This window comes from Acetobacter fabarum, assembly GCF_029069195.1.
Taxonomy (GTDB): domain Bacteria; phylum Pseudomonadota; class Alphaproteobacteria; order Acetobacterales; family Acetobacteraceae; genus Acetobacter; species Acetobacter fabarum_A.
In genome coordinates this window covers 259,098-280,407 of sequence record NZ_JARDYK010000002.1, presented here as the reverse complement: position 1 = coordinate 280,407, position 21,310 = coordinate 259,098, and the positions used below count along the sequence as shown (strand labels likewise).

Sequence of the window (21,310 nt, the reverse complement as noted above, 5' to 3'; positions counted from 1 at the left end):
GGGGGCGGAAATATGCAGATACCTGTTTCATTCGTCATCATCCCCCTTTGTTTCAGCCGTTGCCTGTGGTGTGCTGAGGTAACCCTGCACCGGCTCCACGGGCCTGACCTTCCCCCCCTCCATCAGATCAGCAGGCGGGTTGTTGATGATCCGGTCATCGGGAGAAAGACCGGCACTGACTTCCGTGTAGGCGTCCGACATGCGGCCCACGGTTATGTTCTGGTAATGCGTGATGTGCTGGGCATTAACCGTGGCAACCTGCATACCGTGTTCCTGAAACACCAGCGCGCCGGTGGGAATGGTATAAACTCCCTTGTTGGCCGGGGCGGTCAGGGTGACGGAAGCAAAGCTGCCCGGCCACAGTTTCTGCCCGGCATTATCAATCGAAAACTCCGTAATGACCGTGCGGGTATTGGGGTCAAAACCTTTAGCAATAGTCAGGAATTTTGCCTCGAAGACAGCATTGGGGAACTGTGGCACGGAAACCTTTGCCACCAGTCCGGGCTGAAGAATGGAAGAAAATGTTTCCGGCACGGATACAAACAGGCGCATGGCATGGGTATCCGCCACGGTAAACAGTTCGCTGGCTGTGCCGTTGGCATTCATGCTGCCACTCCCCGCTCCTACGTAGTCACCCACGTTGATATTACGCGCGATGACCACGCCATCAAAAGGTGCTTCAATGCTCTTGAAGTGGATCATGGCCTGATACTGGGCCACCTTGTGTTCGGCGGCTTCCAGCTCGGCTCTGGCGGACTGTTCATTAGCGTTCTGCACAGAAACAGACTGACCGGATACAGCCTGTGACTGGCCCATGGCCCGCCAGCGTGTGGCGGTTATGGCGGCAAGGCCATATTTGGCCTGCGCCACCTTCAGGTCCGCCTGAGCCTGCGCGTATTCCGCATCCAGCCGGGGTGTATTGATTGCCGCCAGCAGGTCACCCTTTTTTACGACTGCGCCGTAATCACGGTACCACATCTGCACATAGCCAGAGACCTGCGCATATATGGGGGCTTCGTACCATGCGCTGATCGTACCCGGCAAAGACAGGGTTACTGTTGACGGTGCGGGCTTTGGCTGGACCAGAGCAACATCGGGAACCCGGTCATAGGCCGCATCCTGCTGGATGCGCACGGTATTATGGGCACGCTGCACCAGCAGATACGCAATATCCGCCATCATGACAGCCGCGAAGAAAATAATGACAATTCTGCCTTTGCTAGCAACAAACATCAGACAGTCTCCTGCCGGTTGGAGGCATCCGTGCTGGATGGCTTTTCCGGGCGATGGTGGAAAATTGCATAAACACAGGGGACAAAAAGCAGGGTGGAAACCGTAGCCACAACCAGCCCGCCAATAACCGCCTTGCCGAGTGGCGCATTCTGGGAATTACTGATGGCCATTGGCACCATGCCGATAATCATGGCCGAAGCTGTCATGATAACCGGGCGGATACGGCCAACACCGGCTTCAATCGCTGCGGTCACAGCACTGTGGTGCATGGCAAAACGTTCCTTGGCGAAGGACACGACCAGAATGGAATTGGCCGTAGCTGTTCCCATGCACATGATCGCACCTGTTAACGCAGGCACGGAAAGGCGCGTCTGGGTCAGGAACAGGCTCCACGCAATACCCGCCAGAGCCCCCGGCAATGCTGAGATGATAATAAAAGGATCAATCCAGGACTGGAAGTTGATCACAATCAGCATATAGATCAGCAAGACCGAGACAACGAGACCGGCAATCAACTCCACATAAGCGCTATGCATGGTGGTGGCCTGCCCGCGGATGTCCACAGCCACGCCGCGCGGCAGATCACTCTGTGTTGCGGCGATTTCCTGCTTGACCCGGTTCAGGACAGACCCGAGGTCCGTAAACTCGGTGGAAACGTAAATATCAATATCCGGCATGGAGTTGTAATGAGACACCTGCCCCGGTGTGCCGATCGGCGTGATGGTGCTGATGCTGCCCAGAAGCTGCATCTCCTTACCTTCGGGGTCATTATCGCCCTTATCAACCGGAATGGTCAGCAGATTGTTGTAATGTGTGAGCTGATCCTGAGAGACATAGACATTCAGCGGGAAGGTAATGCCGGTCTTGGGGTCAAGCCAGTATTGCGGGTCCACCGTCTGACTGCCGGAGAGAGTCATGAGTTCGTTACTGGCAATATCACCTTCGGTCATGCCCGTAGCCTGACCAAATGTGCGGTTGCCCTGCACAAACAGTGTTGGCGTAGCCATGGTCTGCTGGATAACCGTATCCACCGCGCCGGGTATATGCCGCAGGCGGTTCACCAGCAGGCGGGCATAGCGGTAATTATCCCGGATATCGGGGCCTGATATCTGAATATCCAGAGGTGCGGGGGAGCCAAAGTTAAGGATTTTTTCTGTCAGGTCCGCAGGCTGGAACGTAAAGACCGTACCGGGAAAACTGGCCGAAAGCGCACGCCGCAGCACCGCGCGGTCATTCCATACGGGGGAGACCTCGTTCCTGAGCGTGATGCTCAGGTCGCAATCCTGCGTACCTATTGAGGGAGTTGGAATGAACGCCTGATTATGCGGGCCTTCTGGCAGACCGCAATTGTTGATGATCCCCTCCACCCTGCCGGGCAGAAGCTGCTCGATACGGTCATCCACCAGACTGGCGATGCGCCCTGTGGTCTCGATCCGGGTACCAAGGGGGACACGCATGTGCATCTGCAACGCACCGGACCTGACCTCGGGGAAGAAGTCCTGCCCCACCACGGCAAACAGGGCGAGCGAGAGAACTGATACCCCCAAAAACACGGGCACAAACCTGTAACGCCGGGTTACCACACGTTCCAGAACCCGCCCGTAACGGAGCTTGAAGGCATGGAAAGCATGTTCAAACCTGTTCTGGAACCGCCCGAAAACACCCTTGGGCAAGGCTTCATGCTCATCCCCGTGCAGGCCGGGATGCACCTGCCCGGCCAGCAGATATTTGGCCATGGTCGGCACCAGTGTGCGCGACAGGATGAACGAGGCCAGCATGGCAAAAACAATGGCTTCTGCCATGGGCATGAACAGCCACCCCGCCACGCCACTCAGGCGGAACAGCGGGGTCCACACAATGCAGATACACAGGGTGGCAACCAGCGTGGGAATAACAATCTGGTTGGCCGCGTCGATAATGGCCGTTTCCAGATCCTTGCCCATTTCCAGATGGGTATCGATATTCTCGATCATGACAGTTGCGTCATCGACCAAAATACCGACCGCCAGAGCAAGGCCGCCCAGTGTCATGACATTAATGGTCTGCCCAGCCCATAGCAGGCAGATAATGGCGGCCAGAATGCACAGGGGAATAGATGTGGCGATAATGATGGTGGAACGCCATGAGCCAAGGAACAACAGCACAACCAGACCGGTCAGCGCTGCGGCCGTCAGCATTTCGCGCACGACGTCACGGATGGCGTCCTTAACAAAAACCGATGCATCGTTCAGAATCGAAATATGCACATCCGGCGGCACAATCTGCTGGATACGCGGTAACAGCGCCTTGGTTCTGGCAACAACATCAAGGGTTGAGGCGTCACCACTTTTCATGACAACAACCTCAACACCCTGTTTGCCCTTTACAAGCACGAGGTTGGTCTGTGGGTGACCGCCACGGTACACGTTGGCAACGTCATGCACATAGATCACGGAATTTCCCACGCGCTTGACGGGAATATCCCCCAGTTCCTGCATGGAGCGTGGGGTGGCGTTGGTCTGAACCATCCAGTCCGTGCGGTCTATTTTCTGGTCCCCGGCAGGCAGGACAATGTTCTGCTTGCGCAAGGCGTTCTGCACATCCATTGCGGAAAGGTGATGCGCCTGAAGCTGCGTCTGATTGAGCGCAACCATAATAAAGCTGTCCATCCCCCCGTAAGCATGTGGCAGAACCGAGCCCGGCACTGTTACAAGAACGGGGCGGATGCGCGTCATTGCAATCTTGTACAGGTCGGAGGGGGTCTGCTTGTCCGAGGTAACCTGCAAGGCCAGAACCGGAACCGAGGACGCATCCAGACGCATGACCATGGGGGCGGGAATATTATCAGGCAACTGCTTGATAACAGTCTGGGAAATAGCCGTAACTTCGGCTTCCGCCTCGCCAATATCCGTTCCGGGCTGGAAGTAGATATTGACGATACTGCGACCGTAATACGAACTGCTCTCCATGTGTTCTATGCCCTCCACGGTGGAGGTCACGGCCAGTTCGTAATTATAGGTTATGCGTCCGGCAAATTCCTCTGGCAGCATGCCGCCATATGTCCACACGACAGACACGACGGGCAGCTTGATGTTGGGAAAGACGTCGGTTGGCGCACGCAGTACAGACATGACGCCAAATGCGAGAATGAGCAAGGAAAGGACCACAAAAGTATAGGGTCGTTTCAATGCGATTATGACGAGAGCATTCATGCGTTCCCAGTTCTCGATGGATTGTGGTTGGGATTGGCCTGAAGCTAGGAAGTTTTTATTCAAAAATCTGTTAGAAAAAATTTTATTGATATAAAAACAAAATTAATATGCGCGCATTATTTTAATGTTGAAAAAAATAATTTTATCAACATCTGTGAAATATAAATATATTTTCTTATTTTATGGAACCAGAGAGAGACAACGTATCTGACAAATCTGGCTCCCGGGCGGAGCCTGCTCTCACCTCATCAATACAGGATATTTGTCCCTGACGCAGACAGAGCGTTCTATTCCCAGAATGAGCCATGGCCCGTCAGGGCGCCCGGTTTCCCCCCAATTCCGAGTGGATCAATGTCATCAAGGTCATTGCAGTTCTGTCTGGACGGGCCACTGGCAGCGCATGCTGCTCAGGCCCGTGATGGTATCTTATGGAATAATTTTTTAACTTCACGCCATGCCTGCAACCCCAGCCCGTGGGCAGACAGATTGGTGTATTTAACATCAATCAGGGTCACGTTTCCTGCGGCTGCAAGTGTATGCATGCCCTCAGTATAGGGTGCATAGCCTGCAGGCATGCGAATGACCGGACCGGCATGAGTTCTCACCTTCTGTGTGGTCAGTTCATCAAAGATCAGAGGGCGAATGGCTCCGCCATAGGTATGGGTGCAGTCCTGTACGGGCAGGACAACCTTGCCACCCAACACGCAAGGAGTGCCACCGGGGCGGGTGCTGGCATTATCCAGCCTTACGGGATTGGATGGGTGGCGCTGCCAGGGGCCAAGCAGGTCTGGGGCATAGGCAATGTGGAGTTCGCCCACTGGGGCCGCCGGACGTCTGGCAGGTGTGTAAAACAGCCACCATAGCCCGTCATGGAAAAAGGGGGTTGCATCTACGGCAATATCCTCACCAAGAGGAATCACAGCGGCTTCCTCCCACTGATCGGGAAAGCTGACGGCCCGATACAGCGTGAGCCTGCCCGAATGGTGGGCTTCTGGCAGCATCCATGTCTGCCCGTCTGCCTCAAAAACATAGGGATAGGAGAGGTGCCACGGAGTCTGGAGCGCCTTGCGCTGCTCTTTGAGGTTAAAGGCTGCATCATAGATAAAAACATCTATGGAACCTACACGCACGCGGTGGTCGTAATCTTCCACAAACACATACAGCCTGCCATCACGCCACAGGCCAAACGGGTCTGCACGAAAGCAGAAGCTGCGCATGGGAGGGGTCCAGACAACGGGCAGACCCTCAAGCGTGCCATGCTCAAGAATGGCACAGAGGGGGCTATCTACAATACCAACGCGCCAGATGTCTTTTCGCAGTCCCATGGTGGGTGTTCCTTGATTGTCGGGTCCGATATTGACGCTACCCCGAGACGGGCAGCATGGTCTGCCTAGCCCGGCGTAACCTGGCCTGCGGGCCGGGACTGGGCAACCTTGTAGTTAAGCTGGCGCAGAACAGGAAGCGCGCAGGCCACAAACATCATCAGCGAGGCTAGAAGGGTTTCCAGCGATGCGCCCTTGATGCCGCCAAACTCCATGAACACAAAAAGAAGCGGAAAATAAAGACACATCACAATAACACGCCACCGCAGGAGTATGGAAACCCGGTCGATCATGACAAGGAACGGCTCCAGCGGGATCAGGCAGATGTCCAGCAGGGAACCGCCGACAAGCAGCAGGAGTATGGTTTTCTGGCCGGGCCAGACATCATGCAGCATATAAGAAAACAGAAGGTTGCCGACCGTTGCCGTCAGCACAAGCGAGAGCGCTGAAAATGCAATGATGAGACCAAATATCTTGAAGATCACAGTGCGTATGCCCTGCCAGTCCTGCGCATCCCGCAGGCGAATGAATTCGGGGTAGAGTGTTGCAATCATCAACTGCGCGGGCTTGGCCAGTCCGTTACTGATCTGCCGTGCCACTTTGTACACCGCGGTCTCGCTTGCCCCCAGCCTGCCACCAATCAGCAGCGTGGCCCCTTGCGAGAACAAGGATTCCAGAACCTGATTCACACTTGTCTTGACCGTGTAGGGCCATATGCCCGTAATGCCTGCCCTGCCCAGAATGATCTGGGAAAAGGAAGGAAAACCTCCAGTCTGTTTTTTAACCAGATACACCCCGGCACAGCTACAGGATACAAACATGGTCAACTGGGTCAGGGACCAGACAAGCAGAAAGTAGCCAATACCAAAATGGCAGACAAAACCGATACCCGTGCCACCTGTGCGCACACATGTTGTTAAAAATTCATAGACAGGAACAAGTTTAAAACGGTTGCACAACCGCAGCATGCCGGTTGACCAGCCTGTATTCATGAAAAAAATGGTCAGCACGCATAAAGCGGCGTCAAACTGGACCTGTTGATCCCACCCCATAAAGGAACGACCCAGCAAAGCCACGCCGCCCAGCCCCACAACCGCGCCAATCAGCCCGCTGATAAAATCCGCACGGATGCAGAAGGCGAGCACACCATAAAATCGGTCAAACTGCTTTTGTTCAAAATAGCTGGTGCCGTAATGCAAAAGAGACTGCCACGACTGCAGGTGCGTGATATCACACACCATGGCAGCAAAAGTGGTGACAAGCAGCATAACGCCAAATTCCCGCAAGCCCAGTGTCTGGGCTGCCCAGGCAACATAGACAAAACTGCATACAGCGTTGATCACGCGGCTGCCGATCAGGATTCCTGTATTTCCCAGAATACGAACAAAAACAGAATGGTGGTTGTGGTCCATGCAATCTCACATATTCAAAGGCTCGAATGACGGCTTTTACACCAATTGGCGGTGTGTGGAAAACAAGGCGCATCCCATGCATTGATTTTCAAAATCACAGGCATAAACAATAAAAATAGCCTAAATTGAACATATATTTATTTTATCAATTAGAGATTTGTATTTTTATATATTCCTTATATTTTCTGAATACATAACCTTACAGATAGAAATGTTTTTAAAATCGGTGTTATTTTTAGGGATTTCAGGCTTGGCAGGAGCAAGCGTGCAGCCATTGATCCTGCCAATTACTGGTTCGACCCTGATTTTCTGATTCGGAGCCTGAAGAACAGACAGGACAAGCTGCTGTCTCTGGCGCATGCCTCCGCTGTGGCGTGCTGGTTCTGGCTGGGCAATCTTTTTCCTGCTTGGTACAGAAAGAAGATTGGTTGAAGCTACTTACTCATGATAGTAAAAGGCAACAATCGTTATTGCACGCCCTCTTAACCCTGTGCCGGGCGCTTGCTATTCGGGCATATAAGGGCATCAGAGCTGGATGTTCTGGCTAGAGTGAACAGCACACACGCCCTGTGCGGTGTTGCGGCCTGCCATCTGGCCGGTATTCGCTGCATTGTCTGGGAGCATTTGAACTGCAAGGTGGACATGGCCTTATACTGCCAAAAACTGGCCCCAAAAGTCAGGCCGGTCTGCACTCCCGATATGGCGCCCGCTCTGCCGTCCGTGCAATATGCCCCGGATTCATCAGGCCGTGTTCTCGCCATTGAACGGCTGACGCACCAGAAAGGCTTTGGCAGGATTCTGGCTGTCTGGGGAAAAATCATACAGGGCTGGCGCGTCCCGTGCCGGGTCTTGCGGATTATGGGGTCTGGTCCGCAGGCCTCCATGAGATTATAAAAAATACAGATATTTTATAAAAATTTAAAATATATTATGGATTCCGACATGAAGTATGCAGAACTGTCAAGCATTGGTGTAATCATTCATGATTTCAAGTTCGGTGGCTCGGAAAGAATAGCCATCAGACTTGCAAATTACTGGGCCGACAACGGGTTTTCGGTAACGGTATTCTGTGCCTCCATTCAGGGAGAAATGCACCATCTCCTCTCTGCCAGCGTCAGGGTGGTCTGCACTTCTCCCACCATGGCACGTCATTATGGCAGCATGTACCAGCTTGCACGCAAGGCACGGCAGTATTTTGCCGAACACCCCGTAGATTTCTGCTATATTCCGGGTAATTACCACTGGCCTGTCACGCGTGAACTGGCCCGTCTGCCGTTACCTTTGCGGCCTGTTCTTGTCTCCCAGATCAGTTCCCTTATTTACAAACCCGGTCGTTCACAGTTCAGGCAGATGCTGTTTAACATGCGTATGCGCTACCTGTTGAACAGGAGCGATCTTGTGGTCGCCATGGATAGCCTGAGTGCAAGCCAGAGCAACACCATCCTGCATAGAACAGACACTCTCGTCATACCGTTGCCCGCACTGGACGAAACAAACGCTCCTCCCACGCCGCGCCCTGCAACCCTGTCTGTTGTTGCCGCTGGCCGCCTGACTGAGCAGAAGGGATTTGATGATCTTGTCAGAGCTTTTGCGCAGGTGCACCACGCGCTGCCACAAGCCCGGCTGACCATTTGTGGGGAGGGAGAGGAAAGACCCGCCCTGGAACAGCTTATACACCAGCACGGGCTGGAGGACTGTGTAAAACTGGTAGGGTATGTGCCGAATATACGTCCGTATCTGGATAGGAACGCCATTTTTGTCCTCTCTTCCCGCCGGGAAGGATATGGTGCAGTTCTATTGGAAGCACTGGAAGCCGGGCGTTATGTTGTGACAACAAATTGCACGCCAGCCGTGTATGATATTTTTGACGATGGCATTTGCGGCACGGTCGTACCGCCCAACAACCCCGCAGCTCTGGCCAGAGGGTTGATTGAGGCCCTACGTAGCGGGCAGGATATTACCCACATGACCGGAGAACGTGTGGCACGTTTTCGGATCAACGTTGGCGCGCAAAAATATATTGCAGCCGTGGAAAACAGGATGCGCGCAGATCGGGTGTAAGCAGCATCAGGCAGGGGCCGGTTACCCTGTATTGCCAATAGAGCCTGATGGAGACAGCATGCCCCGAAGCTGAATAACACCCTGTCCGCCTGCAACGCCTTTGAGGGTCACAACAGACACGCCAATGGTTCAGAAGCGAATTTTATAAAATCTGCAAGGTATTTAACATCTTCATCAGTTTCTCGATGACCAAGAAATATCTGTTTTGCAATACCTTTTTTGCCCAGCTTCACAGGATGGAGTTCAAAGCGGGCGGCATACTCTTCCACCAGCCAGCGTGGAAGTGCCGCAACCCCTCTTCCATGCGCCACCATCACCAGCATGATGTCCGTTGTCTCGATCTGCTTCTGCTGCTTTGGGCCAAACCCTGCTGGTTGCAGAAACTGCGTGTAAATATCAAGCCGTTCGGACGGAACGGGATAGGTAATCAGTGTTTCGTCTGCAAGCTGTTCTGGCAGGACAAACTTTGCAGTCCGTAAAGGATGTTCCGGACCGACGGCCAGCACAAGCTCATAATCAAAAACTGGCGTGAATTTCAGGCCAGTTTTGTAAAGCGGATCAGGCGTGACCAGAATATCAATTTCATTACTGAACAGCGCACCAATTCCGCCGAATTGAAACTTCTGCCTTACATCGACATCGACTTTTGGCCATCTCTCCAGATAGGGAGAGACCACCTTGAGGAGCCACTGATAGCAAGGATGGCACTCCATGCCGATACGGAGTGTGCCCCGTCCACCATTTGCAAATTGCTCAAGGCGGCCTTCGGCCAGTTCAAACTGCGGAAGCAGCCGGTTTGCCAGTGACAACAGCCATTCTCCCGCCTGAGTGAGCACAAGAGACCGGCCCTCCCGCCGCCATATCTTGACACCAAGCTGCTGTTCGATCTTGCGAATAGAATGGCTGAGTGCTGGCTGGGTCAGGTTCAGACGCGTCCCGGCGGCCGTCAACGAACCTTCCCGCGCGACTTCCCGAATGATTGTCAGATGACTACGTTCCAGAATATTCATGCCACGCCCAATAAATGCAGAAATTTCATATACCTATAAAAACATATCATTTCAGTTCATTTTCATAAACCGTTATCGTAAGAACCTCATGATTCATTCGGATAACTTTCCATGCTCCCGATCAATACTCACGGCCTTTCCTCCAAAATCTTTGGCACAAAACATGGTGCCATGACTCTTGATAACTGACATGGCCGGCGCACTGAACAGATGGCTGTTGCAAGAGCGCGTCAATGACCTGCTCTTGCGCAAGTTCGATACCCCGGCACCTGCCATATCCTTTGAGTTTGTCCCGCCAAGAACCAACATGATGGAGCAGCGCCTGTGGCACTGTATCCGGCGTCTGGCGCCGCTATCACCCCACTTTGTCTCGGTAACCTATGGGGCTGGCGGAACCACACAGGCTGGCACTTTTTCCACCGTGTTGCGCATGAAGCAGGAGACCGATCTTGCCCTCGCCGCCCATCTGACCTGTGCCGGAACAACCCGCAGGGATGTAGATGACCTCGCCCGGCGCTATTGGGCGGCTGGTATCAGGCATATCGTGGCCCTGCGCGGTGACCCTCCTACAGGCTCGGCTAATGCCACCCCACAGCCGGGTGGTTACGCCTATGCCAGCGATCTTGTCGCTGGTCTGCGCCGCATCGCGGATTTTGAAATCTCTGTCGCCGCCTACCCTGAAACACATCCCGCCGCTCTGGGGCCGGACGCCGATCTGGACAATCTCAAACGCAAGCTGGATGCCGGAGCGACACGCGCCATAACCCAGTACTGTTTTGATACGAAGACCTATCTACGCTTTTTTGACCGGTGTCTGGCAGCCGGAATTACCGCGCCGATCATTCCCGGCATTATGCCCGTTTCGAACTACGGGCAGATTGTACGTTTCTCAGCATTATGTGGTGTAACAATACCAGACTGGCTCACAGAGCTGTTTGAAGGAACCGTAGAAAACCCTGAACTTCGTCGTATCATTGCCAGCATCGTGGCGGTGGAGCAAATCCGCACTTTACAGGCTTACGGACTCAACGCGTTTCATATCTCCACGTTAAATCGTTCTGACCTTACCTACGCGATTGCGCATCTTCTTGGAGCACGACCAGCGGGACAACACGCAGCCTAAAATTTGGCAGAGTGTTCAAAAACAGCGGGAATGGTGGAAATGCTGACATCATGGCGGGCATGAAGCACGCCATGCCCGCCTGATGGAATGTCCCGGATCGCCTGTCAGGCTGAAAGTTCTTTGCGAACGATTTCCGCGCCTGCCCCCAAAGCATTGAGTTTGCCGCGTGCCACATTACGCGGCAAAGGAGCCATACCGCAGTTCGTGCAGGGATAAAGCTTGTCAGCATCAACAAACTGAAGCGCCTTGCGCAGAATATCTGCGACTTTTTCTGGCGTCTCAATCGTTCTGGTAGCCACATCAATGGCTCCTACCATCACTTTTTTTCCGCGAATGAGTTCGATCAGATCCATCGGAACACGAGAGTTCTGACATTCCAGTGAAATCAGATCGATATTGGATTTCTGTAGTTTGGGAAATATCTCTTCATACTGGCGCCACTCTTCTCCAAGAGCATTTTTCCAGTCGATATTAGCTTTAATGCCATAACCATAGCAGATATGAACCGCAGTTTCGCATTTCAATCCCTCAATGGCTTTTTCTAACGTGGCAATACCCCAGTCATTGACCTCGTCAAAAAAAACATTGAAGGCAGGCTCATCGAACTGGATAATGTCAACACCAGCCGCTTCCAGTTCTTTTGCTTCCTGATTGAGTATCTTGGCAAATTCCCATGCCAGTTTTTCGCGGCTTTTGTAATGGCCATCATGGAGCGTGTCGATCATGGTCATGGGGCCAGGAAGAGCCCATTTGATGGGCTTTTTTGTCAGCGTGCGTAAAAACTTCGCATCTTCGACAAAAACCGGCTTTTCACGTGCCACCGCCCCTATGACAGACGGAACACTTGCATCGTAACGATTGCGAATTTTAACCGTCTGCCGGTTCTCGAAGTCGACCCCACTAAGATGTTCAATCAATGTCGTCACAAAATGCTGCCGGGTCTGTTCGCCATCACTGACGATATCAATGCCAGCATGGTCCTGGTCATCCAGCGTCAGGCGCAGCGCATCCTGTTTACCTTCAACCAGTTCTTCCCCCTGCAATTTCCAGGGCGACCAGAGTGTCTCGGGCTGTGCGAGCCATGAGGGTTTGGGCAGGCTACCAGCCGTTGAGGTGGGAAGCAGTGTTTTCATGAAAAATGACCTTGTTTTTCTGATGGATCAGGCGGCGTAACTGGCAGACCATTGTGCAAGAATATCGTGATATGGTCCGATAAAATTCTCTTCCGTATATTTTCCCTGCGCAGTCGCCAACTGGATGCGTTCTTCCCGGTCGTAGACAATCCGGGTATTTGAATAATCCTGATACTTCAGAGTAGGCTGGAAACAGTCAGCCGCAGCCGCGTTGGCGTTGTAAATTTCAGGACGGTAGATCTTCTGAAAAGACTCCATCACGCTGATGGTGCTGATAAGCTCCAGAGCGGAGTAATCAGCCAGCAGATCACCAAAAAAGTAGAACGCCAGAGGTGCAACACTGCGGGCAGGCATAAAATAACGAACCTTCATGCCCATTTTTTCAAAATACTGGTCAGTCAGGGAAAAATCATGCTGCTGGTATTCAACACCCAGAACAGGATGCTGGTTTTCCGTCCGGTGATAGGTCCTGTTGGTAGAAACACTGAGGCATATTACAGGAAGTTTCCCAAAATTCTTCCTGTAGGCTGACGAGTTCACCACAGTTTTGAAGAGAGCCCCGTGCAAATCTCCGTAATCATGAGGAACACAGAATTCTGTTTTATCTTTATTGTAGTTTTTCAGTAATACGCTAAAATCATAATCCCGGACATATGAGGAAAAACTGTTCCCTGCGAGGCCTTCTATCCGCTTGCTGTCATTTTTATCAACGATTGTAGCGTACAGAACTTCGATCAGGGGGAAGCTACCGCTCTTACCGGCAAAGGCAAGATCCATTTCCACTGAAACAATTTCAAGCTCGACAGAATAACGATCCCCTATGGGATTGTCCCAGCGCGCCAGATCATTAAAACGATTGTCAATCATGCGCTGAACATTGCGCAGGTTTTCCTGACGGCTCTCTCCTCTTGCCAGATTGGCAAAATTGGTCGTAAGGCGCGTCCTGTCGGATGGATGATAGTTCTCATCGAAACGAAGCCGACGGATATTGAATGTAGAATCCTGAATCATTGTGATCCTGCGTTTTTTCCATGAAAACCAGAGTCTGATTTATGGGATTCCAGAAACATCCCAGTTTTCATTTCTGATTTCTCAGTTGATGATGCTCATCATGTCTGCCGTTAAACACTGTCTCTGCTTTATGCCTGAACATAATGGTGAATAAAAATGATTTGATTTCATAAAAACATAAATTCTACTCATACATTGAGATAAGCAGGATCACGCTCAAAAAGGATCAAGCCAAAGGCCGATCTGCGCCTCGGCGTAATTCGCTTGCGCGTTAAGCACGTCGAGGAATGGCGTAAGGCCGAAGCCTCAGACAAATACTCCCGCTGTGCAGAAGGCATTTGTCTGTTCTGCAAGGTTTCCTGAATGAGCTGCGCATGAACTGCTCTGTGCTCAGATCGTTTCAGGAAGAAATTTGTGGCTTGAATCCCATTTTTCCCTTAAATTCAGCCCATGCATCATATCGGATTTTTTGTTTGCCCGAACCACCGGATTCTCGATCTTGCGGGGCCTCTGGGTGCTTTCGAAGAGGCGAACATCCTCATTGAGGGTGATGCCTATCGCTTGACGGTGATTTCTGAGTGTGGAGGCATCGTTGTTGGGAGTTCGGGCGTTCCCATTCACACGCAGCCCTTCCGTGATGCAGCTTTTGACACGGTCCTTTTCATCGGGGGGAACATCGGCCCTTTTCAAAACCCTGATGTCATCGCAGCGGCCAAAGAACTCGTAGCAGGCACTCTCCGTGTCGCGAGTGTCTGCTCGGGCGCCTTCCTTCTTGCAGAAACCGGACTGCTCGACGGCCGCCGCGCAACAACCCACTGGCGTCTCGCACCAGAACTGCAACAACGATATCCTCAGATCAGGGTTGAGACAGATCGTATCTTCATCTCAGACCGCAATGTGTGGACTTCCGCAGGAATTTCCGCAGGTATTGATTTGGCACTTGCACTTATCGAAACCGACCATGGGACCGAAATTGCACGCAACGTCGCGCGTGAACTTGTCGTGCCCTACCGCCGCTCCGGGGGGCAGTCACAATTTTCGGCCATGTCACAGATGGAGCCGCAATCAGACCGTATCCGCATGGCGCTTGCATTTGCACGCGACCATCTGAGCGAGCCGCTCCCGATTGAGCGGCTGGCGGAAGCGGCCAGATTAAGTGTGCGTCAGTTCGGGCGTGCTTTTCGCAGTCAGACTGGTGAAACACCGGCCAAAGCGGTTGAACGTTTGCGGGTGGAAGCGGCATGTGTCCGCTTGCAAAGCGGGTCCGAGCCGATCGAACAGATTGCAATATCTGTCGGTTTTTCTGATCCGGAACGCATGCGCCGCGCGTTTGTCAAGCTGCATGGTCACCCGCCCCAAGCGATCCGGCGAGCTGGTCGCCGGAGTTGCCTCCATATGACACGCACCGAGATATGCGAAGCCTCATGTTACCGACCATGAAGGATGGAACTACTGCGAAACCGGGATTATGTGGGATCAGCGGGGATTTCGTGGGACGAAACCTGTTGAGCGACCGGGGTTTTCTGGGTTTTGACTGGGGCTGGTGTGGGTCAAAACCCCCCGATGATTTTGGATGGAACTAACTGCGAAATTGGCCTTAAGGGGCATTTTCAGCCAGATGATTTGGAACCCACCCTGATTTTAGTATCAGCCCTTCAAATGCCTTTTAATGACCTTTCAAAGGGCCGAGATAACCAGTTAATCTTAGCGAGTAGATATGGCGCGTTCAATAGCCTGATGGAGCTGCGTAGCGGCGGTTAAATCGGCTTTTTCGAGAGCAGGATGATCGCCAGATGAGTTCTTAATCAGGACTGTGTATTTATACCAAGGGGCTTTCTTAGCCAATTTATACCAAATGAACGCAAATATTATTCCCGGAATAATATAAAGCCCAAAGCCAATCAGAACAATTATTCCCCCGAAGAATGCTAACCAAATTTGCGCTGGGTCAATTGCTTTTAGAATTGTTGTGCTGCCAATAGAAGACACAGAATAGCTTGCGCTTCCAATTTTAATTAGGGAGTTGTCTACACTTATATTTCCGTTCTTATAAATATATTCACCAGTTTCCATAACGATTTTCCTTATATTGAGGATTTATACCGTCATAGCGCCGGAGCGCCAGACTACGCGGCCTATGATCTTTGCAGGGGCTCCACCATCGCGGATCATCTGGCGGATTTCTGCGGCGTTCAATTCATCTGTGGAATAGCTGGGGTTGTCGCTGACCACCTCCACATTGCCGTTGGCTTTCAGACGCAGGCGCTTGACTAGGAGACTGTTGTCTATGCGGATAGCGTAGATTGCTCCGCTCTTGATGCTTTCTACGTCTGTTCTAATCAGAACCAAGTCTCCATCATCTAAAGATGGCTGCATGCTGTCGCCCTTAACGGTAAGGGCGCACACGTATTTTTCGTGCCCAAGCACGTCTTTTGGCAATATATCTCTAGGAATTGAAACGGTTTTCTTGATTGGCTCGCGGTTTGGATACACGCCAGAACCCGCCGACAACTGAAGGTCATAATTCAAGAAATCTACATTTGGAGATCCTGACGGTTCATCTGCATTTGCAGATGCAGTTGCCGCATCACCCCCGGAAACAAGCCAATCCAAAGACACACCGCAGGCGGCAGCTATCTTTGCTGCAGTAGAAGCGCGCATTTCACGGCCTGCAATGTAGGTGTTGAGAGTGCCAAGCGGAACTCCCGACACATTAGAGACATGCTGGTTTCCTCCAGCATTTCTAACCGCCGTCCGTAGCCGTTCACTGGCGGAGTCTGTTTCGCAGTTTGTGCTTGGAACTGCGAAATCTGCATCTGTTGGCTTCTTTCCTTCAGATGTCATTGATAAATATAGACCTTTTTAATTATTCACAGATGTATCCACAAAAAATAACTGCGAAGTCAGATTTTACCGTTGAAGCAAATCTGAGATCGCATATGTTGGCGGAACACCTCGCGACGATTTCCGGCGGCGTAAAGTCGCTGGAAAGGGGTTGAAGAAAAAGGGCGGTTGCAGCCGCCCTCGAATCAGGAGCTACACACTATGGCACAAAAGCCCATGGGAATGCACCCGGAGGACATTAAAGCCGCGCTGCGGAAAATGTTCGGTTCTCTGGCTGCGTTCTCCGTCATGATCGGGCGGGATAGCCGTGCGGTGAGCAAGACCATTGCTACCCCCGGTTATTCCGTCCCCATTGAACGCGAAATTGCGAAGGCGCTGAAGGTAGCGGTTAAGGCCATATGGCCTGATCGGTATCATTCTGACGGCACTCCGGTTTCGTTTGTTGTCTCTCGTATTCCTACCGCCCTGCGGGGTGGTGCGCACCGTCAAAATGAGGTGGCGGCATGAACACTATTTCCACAGCAACCGCCATATCAGACGACAAAAAAACAGCCTCGTTTTCGATATCTGTGGTGTGTGGTGCGTCAGAAAGGCCGGTCGCCTTTGGGACGGTCGATCTCGCCACCGGACGGGTTTTGAGCCTCCTTATTGGGTCAAAGGATGAAGTGGCATGAACATGCAGATGATCCCACTGTCGCAGATTGATGTCGGGCAGCGCCTACGTGCGATCGACCCGGATAATGCTGCTGTGATTGCTGCCAGTATGCAGGAGATCGGCCAGCGTCAGCCGATTGAAGTCCGTAAGGTTGCGAAGCCCAAGGACGGCAAGTTGTATATGCTGGTTACCGGCGCGCACCGCATGAAAGCGATGGAAATTGCCGGGATCGAAGAGGCCCAGGTCATTGTGGTCAAGGCGTCTGAGATAGAAGCACAGTTGCTGGAGATTGACGAAAATCTGTGCCGTCGTGAACTGAATGAGCTGGACCGTGCAACATTCCTTGCCAAACGCAAGGAGGTTTATGAGGCGCTGCATCCTGAAACGAAACACGGTGGGGACCGGAAGTCGGATCAAGTGGCAGAGCTTTGCCACTTGATCCCGTCCTTTACAAAAGCCACTGCGGAAAAACTGGGCCTGTCAGCCAGATCAATCCGGGCTCTTGTTGCACGATATAACAATATTATGCCGGATGTGCGCGAAAAAATTACGGGCACGTGGCTATCGGGCAGTGGTGCGCAGCTTGATATGCTGGCGCGGGAAACCCCTGACATGCAGAGGCAGATTGCGGATTTTGTGGTGCAATGGTCTGGTGTCAAAAATATCTCAGAGGTTGTCCGGCAGATTAAGGGGCAGCCCAAGAAGAAAGCCCTGACGGTTTACGACAAGCTTCTTGCTCTGTGGGATAAAGCGGACACGGACACGCGCCTACGGTTTTGCCGCCATATCGAGCCCGGTTTGCCACTAGAGGAGGCAGCATGACCCGTAAGGACGAGCGCCAGCTTTCCCTGCTGGACTGGACACCACCGGAGCCGGTTGCAGCCTTTGACCCCTTTCTGATCCGGGGCAACAGGTTTGAGGACCAGTTGGCGCGGGCTATAGCTGTATCGTTGGATGAATGCAGCCTGAGCCGTGCCGAAGTGGCCGAACGGATGAGCGACATTCTGGCGCGCCCTGTCAGCCTGAATATGCTGAATGCTTATGCCAGCGTGCAGCGTGACGGCCACCAGATCAGCGTGCCCCGCTTTGATGCCCTTGTGGGGGCTACGCAGGACCGGCGCTTGGTGGAATTTCTTGTTCAACCACGCGGCTGGACAGTGATTGAACGGCGCTTCCTGCCTATGATCGAACTGGCAGCGGTACGTGAGCGCAAGCAGGAGCTTGCCCGGATGGAAAGCGGATTGCGCAGACAGATGGTGCGTGGAGGGCGTGTGTGATGAAAGCCCACAAGAGCTTAAAACTGTTATCCGCTGCCGAAGTCGAGGCGGCAGTTGAGGGCGCGCATATCGTGGCACCTTCAACGCAGCCCTCTCCATCTCTACTGAATGAAATGCGGTCTCATGTGGATGCGGCGATCAGTGGGGTGATTTCGCAGAGCGAATTTCGTTTGCGAGTAGAGAAATCCATAGCGCGTCGTCGCTCTGTTGAGGGGACGCTATCATGAAAGGCTTTCGTTCAATGGCCGCCTGCGCCGCTGCGGCGGACAGATGCCCAATTTTTTCCGAAAATAGCCGCCATGCGCCGCACGGAAGGTTGAGCCACGCGGTCTCGTCTCCATGGCCTTCGATAAAGAGGTCAATCGCAGCATCCAGAAGTGCCGCATTGCTCTGGTCGATGGGGGTAGCTTGGATTTTCTCTGGCTCGGGGCCGAAATCTTGCATGATTTCAATGAGCGGAAAGATTATTTCGGGTGCCTTATCTGCCGATATGGCGCGCCATCCGTCTGGTAGCTTCATGGTTTCCTCCTTGATTGGGTTGTGCAGCCGCAAGGTGGATTGGGTGGTGCGAGTCTGGCAATCTGGCCAGACCGCACCTCTCCCCCGTATGATCGGGGGTGTGGCATGAGGCGCGTGGTTGAATACCGGAACCTGATGTTTGAATCCTCCAATGACGGCATCCTGCAAATCTGGTTTGAGGCGCAGTGTGATGAGGAGTTCCTGCTTGCCCGCATCTATGGACAAGACCGCGAAACGGCATTTGAGCGCATCACACCGCAGGTTCTGACGGGCTGGGCGCTGTATCGGTCCAGCAAGCCGAGGGGCTTGGTATCCGGGATTTATGCGTCCCTGCGTCCACGCGGATCTGTTGGAGATTGTCTGGCAATGGTCGAGCAGCATCTGCGACAGGCCCGTGAAAGCGAGCGACGCATGTTTGTGGAGAACGCTTTGGTTGAAGCCGTAGCAGGTATGACCGGTATGTCTTGGCTCCATCGCCCTGAAGATATCCTGAAGCACATGAATGGAGGGGGAAATGCTGAATAATGTTCAGTGGTATTCTCCTGCTGAACTGGCGGCTTTGCAGCTTCCTGGTATGCCGACGACTGCCCGGGCATATCAGATGAAAGCCAAGATGGAGAATTGGTTTGACCCGGAAAATGAAGGGAAGTGCTGGCGGCGTCGGAATGGGCGTGGCGGCGGCTATGAGTTCACGCCCTATGTTCTGGACACGATTGCCCAGGCCGCGCTGGTGGCGCGCATTCAGGCTCCGGTAGAGGCGGAATGCGAAGAAGAGCATGGAGAAAGAAACGAGTTATGGGCCAGATACAGGAAACTGCCCGAGCATAAGAGGAAACGTGCGGAGAGGGCGCATTGCATCCTGATGATGGTCGAAAGCTGGGTTGAGGCGAAGTGCTGCCAGAAAAAACTGGCCATAGTGCATATCGCCAAGGAGCAGCGTGTGGGGAAGACCACGATCTATAACTGGTATCGTGATGTGCGCGGCCTTGATAAATGCGATTGGCTGCCTGCGCTGGCCGACCGTTTGTGCGGGAGCAAAAAGAAGTATGCTGGATGCGATGAGGAAGCTCTGGAATTCTTCAAATCCCGCTGGTTGCAGCCTGAAAAGCCCAAGTTTGAGAAGTGCTACCGCGATCTGGTGAAGGCCGCAGAGGAACAGGGCTGGGTGATCCCAAGCATTAACACCATGAGGCGGCGGGTGAAGGAATTGCCGCAGATGGTAATTGCTCTGGCGCGGGGTGGCAGAGATGCCGCCAAGCAGATGATCCCTGCTCAGGAGCGTGACCGGACGTATCTACATGCCATGCAGGCGGTCAATGCAGATGGTCATAGGTGGGATATTTTCGTGCTGTGGCCGGATGGGACGATTGGTCGGCCTATGATGGCTTCATGGCAGGATCTGTATAGCAACACGATCCTGTCCTGGCGGGTTGATAAATCCGAAAACACCAACCTGATCCAACTTGCGTTTGGGGACATGATCGAGAAATGGGGCATCCCGGAGGAAGCCCTGATGGATAACGGTCGGGCCTTTGCCTCCAAGCGTATGACGGGTGGCTCGAAAACCCGCTTCCGTTTCAAGATAAAGGAGGATGATGTCAACGGCGTCATGACCATTCTGGGCGTGAAAACCCATTGGGCGATCCCCCGGCATGGTCAGTCAAAGCCTATTGAGCGTGCTTTTGGCGATATGGAAGAAAACATTGCCAAGGATTTACGATTTTCCGGGGCTTATGTGGGCAATAACCCGCTGGCCAAGCCAGAGAACTACGGCAGCAAAGCAATCCCGCTGGCGGAGTTTTTGAAGGTCGTTGAAGAGGGCATTCAGGAGCATAATAACCGCCCTAAACGGAACACACCGACCTGCGGTGGCAAGAAAAGCTTCTTTCAGGCATTTTCTGAGAGTCTTGCCATTCGCCCGGTGCGTAAGGCGACTGAAGCCCAGCGGCATCTGTGGCTGATGGCCGCTGAGAATGTGACTGTCAACAAGAACAACGGCTCCATCCGGTTCATGAAGAACCGTTATTTTGCGGACTTCCTGCATGAGCATCTGGGGCAGAAAGTTGTTGTCCGTTATGACCCGCAGAACCTTCATGCGGATCTGCATGTGTATGATGCGAAGGGAGTGTTCCTGGGGAACGCGCCGGTTATCGATAAAACCGGCTTCTTTGATATGCATGCGGCTGGGGAAACAAGGCGGAAAGAAAAGAAAATCCTGCGGAACACGAAGGAAATTCTTGATCTGCAACGCAGCATGACGCCGGAGCAGATGATCGACCTGATGCCAAAGATTTCCGAGGCGGAAGACCTTATTGAAAGCAAGGTTGTGCGCCCACTCCGGCCCAAACCGTTTGTGAGCAACGGCAATGCTGCTGTGGCGCATCATGATGACGAAGAAGAAGACTGGTTGACCAAGTATAACGAGCAGATGCGACCTGCAGAGCGCTCTCTGCGGCTTGTGGATACTGACGAAGACTGAATTGAGCCGATAACGCTCCAATAAACGAGGAAATTTTTGC

General features: G+C 52.9%; 20 protein-coding genes. 10 read left to right on the top strand and 10 right to left on the bottom strand.

Annotated features, from left to right (window positions below):
- Positions 1-27: 27 nt before the first annotated feature.
- The 4 genes from PY793_RS04550 to PY793_RS04535 all read right to left on the bottom strand — a co-directional run bounded on the left by PY793_RS04550 (position 28) and on the right by PY793_RS04535 (position 7,158).
- Positions 28-1,233, bottom strand: coding sequence for an efflux RND transporter periplasmic adaptor subunit (locus tag PY793_RS04550; protein ID WP_275176923.1), 1,206 nt, complete (start codon positions 1,231-1,233; stop codon positions 28-30).
- A complete protein-coding gene (locus PY793_RS04545) occupies positions 1,233-4,424 on the bottom strand; it encodes an efflux RND transporter permease subunit (RefSeq protein ID WP_275176922.1) in 3,192 nt (1,063 codons plus the stop codon). Before PY793_RS04545 ends, PY793_RS04550 begins: the two co-directional genes overlap by 1 nt.
- A gap of 407 nt (positions 4,425-4,831) precedes the next feature.
- The gene (locus PY793_RS04540; protein WP_275176921.1) at positions 4,832-5,749 is read right to left on the bottom strand and encodes a glucosamine inositolphosphorylceramide transferase family protein; all 918 of its coding nucleotides are present in this window, start codon (positions 5,747-5,749) and stop codon (positions 4,832-4,834) included.
- Between the two features lie 65 nt (positions 5,750-5,814).
- On the bottom strand, positions 5,815-7,158 hold the full coding sequence (locus tag PY793_RS04535) for a lipopolysaccharide biosynthesis protein (RefSeq protein WP_275176920.1): 1,344 nt from the start codon (positions 7,156-7,158) through the stop codon (positions 5,815-5,817).
- A 549-nt stretch (positions 7,159-7,707) separates the two neighbouring features.
- Here PY793_RS04535 and PY793_RS04530 point away from each other — a divergent pair.
- Both PY793_RS04530 and PY793_RS04525 read left to right on the top strand, forming a co-directional pair.
- Entirely contained in the window at positions 7,708-8,052 is a 345-nt protein-coding gene (locus PY793_RS04530; RefSeq protein ID WP_275176919.1) for a glycosyltransferase family protein, read from the top strand.
- 48 nt (positions 8,053-8,100) lie between these two features.
- The gene (locus tag PY793_RS04525) at positions 8,101-9,219 is read left to right on the top strand and encodes a glycosyltransferase (RefSeq protein ID WP_275176918.1); all 1,119 of its coding nucleotides are present in this window, start codon (positions 8,101-8,103) and stop codon (positions 9,217-9,219) included.
- 107 nt (positions 9,220-9,326) lie between these two features.
- Here PY793_RS04525 and PY793_RS04520 read toward each other — a convergent pair whose 3' ends face one another.
- Entirely contained in the window at positions 9,327-10,229 is a 903-nt protein-coding gene (locus PY793_RS04520; protein WP_275176917.1) for a LysR family transcriptional regulator, read from the bottom strand.
- 190 nt (positions 10,230-10,419) lie between these two features.
- Between PY793_RS04520 and metF the strand changes: the two genes are divergently transcribed.
- Positions 10,420-11,352 (top strand): methylenetetrahydrofolate reductase [NAD(P)H], encoded by a 933-nt coding sequence (gene metF / locus PY793_RS04515; protein WP_275176916.1) that lies wholly within the window; start codon positions 10,420-10,422, stop codon positions 11,350-11,352.
- Between the two features lie 104 nt (positions 11,353-11,456).
- Here metF and PY793_RS04510 read toward each other — a convergent pair whose 3' ends face one another.
- On the bottom strand, positions 11,457-12,485 hold the full coding sequence (locus PY793_RS04510) for a methionine synthase (RefSeq protein WP_275176915.1): 1,029 nt from the start codon (positions 12,483-12,485) through the stop codon (positions 11,457-11,459).
- A 27-nt stretch (positions 12,486-12,512) separates the two neighbouring features.
- Positions 12,513-13,496, bottom strand: a complete 984-nt coding sequence (locus PY793_RS04505; RefSeq protein WP_275176914.1) for a DUF1852 domain-containing protein — start codon at positions 13,494-13,496, stop codon at positions 12,513-12,515.
- A gap of 450 nt (positions 13,497-13,946) precedes the next feature.
- Between PY793_RS04505 and PY793_RS14185 the strand changes: the two genes are divergently transcribed.
- Positions 13,947-14,936: a GlxA family transcriptional regulator gene (locus tag PY793_RS14185; RefSeq protein WP_275176913.1), complete on the top strand. Its 990-nt coding sequence runs from the start codon at positions 13,947-13,949 to the stop codon at positions 14,934-14,936.
- A gap of 264 nt (positions 14,937-15,200) precedes the next feature.
- Here PY793_RS14185 and PY793_RS04495 read toward each other — a convergent pair whose 3' ends face one another.
- Both PY793_RS04495 and PY793_RS04490 read right to left on the bottom strand, forming a co-directional pair.
- Positions 15,201-15,569 (bottom strand): DUF6232 family protein, encoded by a 369-nt coding sequence (locus PY793_RS04495; RefSeq protein WP_275176912.1) that lies wholly within the window; start codon positions 15,567-15,569, stop codon positions 15,201-15,203.
- A gap of 24 nt (positions 15,570-15,593) precedes the next feature.
- The gene (locus PY793_RS04490; RefSeq protein WP_275176911.1) at positions 15,594-16,340 is read right to left on the bottom strand and encodes a S24 family peptidase; all 747 of its coding nucleotides are present in this window, start codon (positions 16,338-16,340) and stop codon (positions 15,594-15,596) included.
- A 201-nt stretch (positions 16,341-16,541) separates the two neighbouring features.
- On the opposite strand from PY793_RS04490, the gene PY793_RS04485 reads away from it, so the two are divergent.
- Genes PY793_RS04485 through PY793_RS04470 form a run of 4 tightly spaced genes read left to right on the top strand, consistent with a single transcriptional unit; the run spans position 16,542 to position 18,272 of the window.
- Positions 16,542-16,847, top strand: a complete 306-nt coding sequence (locus PY793_RS04485; RefSeq protein ID WP_275176910.1) for a helix-turn-helix domain-containing protein — start codon at positions 16,542-16,544, stop codon at positions 16,845-16,847.
- Positions 16,844-17,014 (top strand): hypothetical protein, encoded by a 171-nt coding sequence (locus tag PY793_RS04480; protein ID WP_275176909.1) that lies wholly within the window; start codon positions 16,844-16,846, stop codon positions 17,012-17,014. The genes PY793_RS04485 and PY793_RS04480 overlap by 4 nt, the downstream gene beginning before the upstream one ends.
- Positions 17,011-17,817 carry a ParB N-terminal domain-containing protein gene (locus tag PY793_RS04475; protein ID WP_275176908.1) on the top strand — a complete coding sequence of 269 codons (807 nt, stop codon included), beginning with the start codon at positions 17,011-17,013 and terminating at the stop codon, positions 17,815-17,817. The genes PY793_RS04480 and PY793_RS04475 overlap by 4 nt, the downstream gene beginning before the upstream one ends.
- A complete protein-coding gene (locus PY793_RS04470; protein ID WP_275176907.1) occupies positions 17,814-18,272 on the top strand; it encodes a hypothetical protein in 459 nt (152 codons plus the stop codon). Before PY793_RS04475 ends, PY793_RS04470 begins: the two co-directional genes overlap by 4 nt.
- Before the next feature lie 138 nt (positions 18,273-18,410).
- On the opposite strand, the gene PY793_RS04465 is transcribed toward PY793_RS04470, so the two are convergent.
- The gene (locus tag PY793_RS04465; protein ID WP_275176906.1) at positions 18,411-18,791 is read right to left on the bottom strand and encodes a hypothetical protein; all 381 of its coding nucleotides are present in this window, start codon (positions 18,789-18,791) and stop codon (positions 18,411-18,413) included.
- A gap of 105 nt (positions 18,792-18,896) precedes the next feature.
- On the opposite strand from PY793_RS04465, the gene PY793_RS04460 reads away from it, so the two are divergent.
- Both PY793_RS04460 and PY793_RS04455 read left to right on the top strand, forming a co-directional pair.
- Positions 18,897-19,316 carry a hypothetical protein gene (locus PY793_RS04460; protein WP_275176905.1) on the top strand — a complete coding sequence of 140 codons (420 nt, stop codon included), beginning with the start codon at positions 18,897-18,899 and terminating at the stop codon, positions 19,314-19,316.
- Positions 19,306-21,270, top strand: coding sequence for a transposase domain-containing protein (locus PY793_RS04455; protein WP_275176904.1), 1,965 nt, complete (start codon positions 19,306-19,308; stop codon positions 21,268-21,270). Before PY793_RS04460 ends, PY793_RS04455 begins: the two co-directional genes overlap by 11 nt.
- The last annotated feature ends 40 nt before the right edge of the window (positions 21,271-21,310 follow it).

Bases quoted from the DNA above. Each gene is read 5' to 3' on its own strand.
- PY793_RS04550 (WP_275176923.1), bottom strand. From the start codon at position 1,233: ATGTTTGTTGCTAGCAAAGGCAGAATTGTCATTATTTTCTTCGCGGCT.
- PY793_RS04545 (WP_275176922.1), bottom strand. From the start codon at position 4,424: ATGAATGCTCTCGTCATAATCGCATTGAAACGACCCTATACTTTTGTG.
- PY793_RS04540 (WP_275176921.1), bottom strand. From the start codon at position 5,749: ATGGGACTGCGAAAAGACATCTGGCGCGTTGGTATTGTAGATAGCCCC.
- PY793_RS04535 (WP_275176920.1), bottom strand. From the start codon at position 7,158: ATGGACCACAACCACCATTCTGTTTTTGTTCGTATTCTGGGAAATACA.
- PY793_RS04525 (WP_275176918.1), top strand. From the start codon at position 8,101: ATGAAGTATGCAGAACTGTCAAGCATTGGTGTAATCATTCATGATTTC.
- PY793_RS04520 (WP_275176917.1), bottom strand. From the start codon at position 10,229: ATGAATATTCTGGAACGTAGTCATCTGACAATCATTCGGGAAGTCGCG.
- metF (WP_275176916.1), top strand. From the start codon at position 10,420: ATGGCCGGCGCACTGAACAGATGGCTGTTGCAAGAGCGCGTCAATGAC.
- PY793_RS04510 (WP_275176915.1), bottom strand. From the start codon at position 12,485: ATGAAAACACTGCTTCCCACCTCAACGGCTGGTAGCCTGCCCAAACCC.
- PY793_RS04505 (WP_275176914.1), bottom strand. From the start codon at position 13,496: ATGATTCAGGATTCTACATTCAATATCCGTCGGCTTCGTTTCGATGAG.
- PY793_RS14185 (WP_275176913.1), top strand. From the start codon at position 13,947: ATGCATCATATCGGATTTTTTGTTTGCCCGAACCACCGGATTCTCGAT.
- PY793_RS04495 (WP_275176912.1), bottom strand. From the start codon at position 15,569: ATGGAAACTGGTGAATATATTTATAAGAACGGAAATATAAGTGTAGAC.
- PY793_RS04490 (WP_275176911.1), bottom strand. From the start codon at position 16,340: ATGACATCTGAAGGAAAGAAGCCAACAGATGCAGATTTCGCAGTTCCA.
- PY793_RS04485 (WP_275176910.1), top strand. From the start codon at position 16,542: ATGGCACAAAAGCCCATGGGAATGCACCCGGAGGACATTAAAGCCGCG.
- PY793_RS04480 (WP_275176909.1), top strand. From the start codon at position 16,844: ATGAACACTATTTCCACAGCAACCGCCATATCAGACGACAAAAAAACA.
- PY793_RS04475 (WP_275176908.1), top strand. From the start codon at position 17,011: ATGAACATGCAGATGATCCCACTGTCGCAGATTGATGTCGGGCAGCGC.
- PY793_RS04470 (WP_275176907.1), top strand. From the start codon at position 17,814: ATGACCCGTAAGGACGAGCGCCAGCTTTCCCTGCTGGACTGGACACCA.
- PY793_RS04465 (WP_275176906.1), bottom strand. From the start codon at position 18,791: ATGAAGCTACCAGACGGATGGCGCGCCATATCGGCAGATAAGGCACCC.
- PY793_RS04460 (WP_275176905.1), top strand. From the start codon at position 18,897: ATGAGGCGCGTGGTTGAATACCGGAACCTGATGTTTGAATCCTCCAAT.
- PY793_RS04455 (WP_275176904.1), top strand. From the start codon at position 19,306: ATGCTGAATAATGTTCAGTGGTATTCTCCTGCTGAACTGGCGGCTTTG.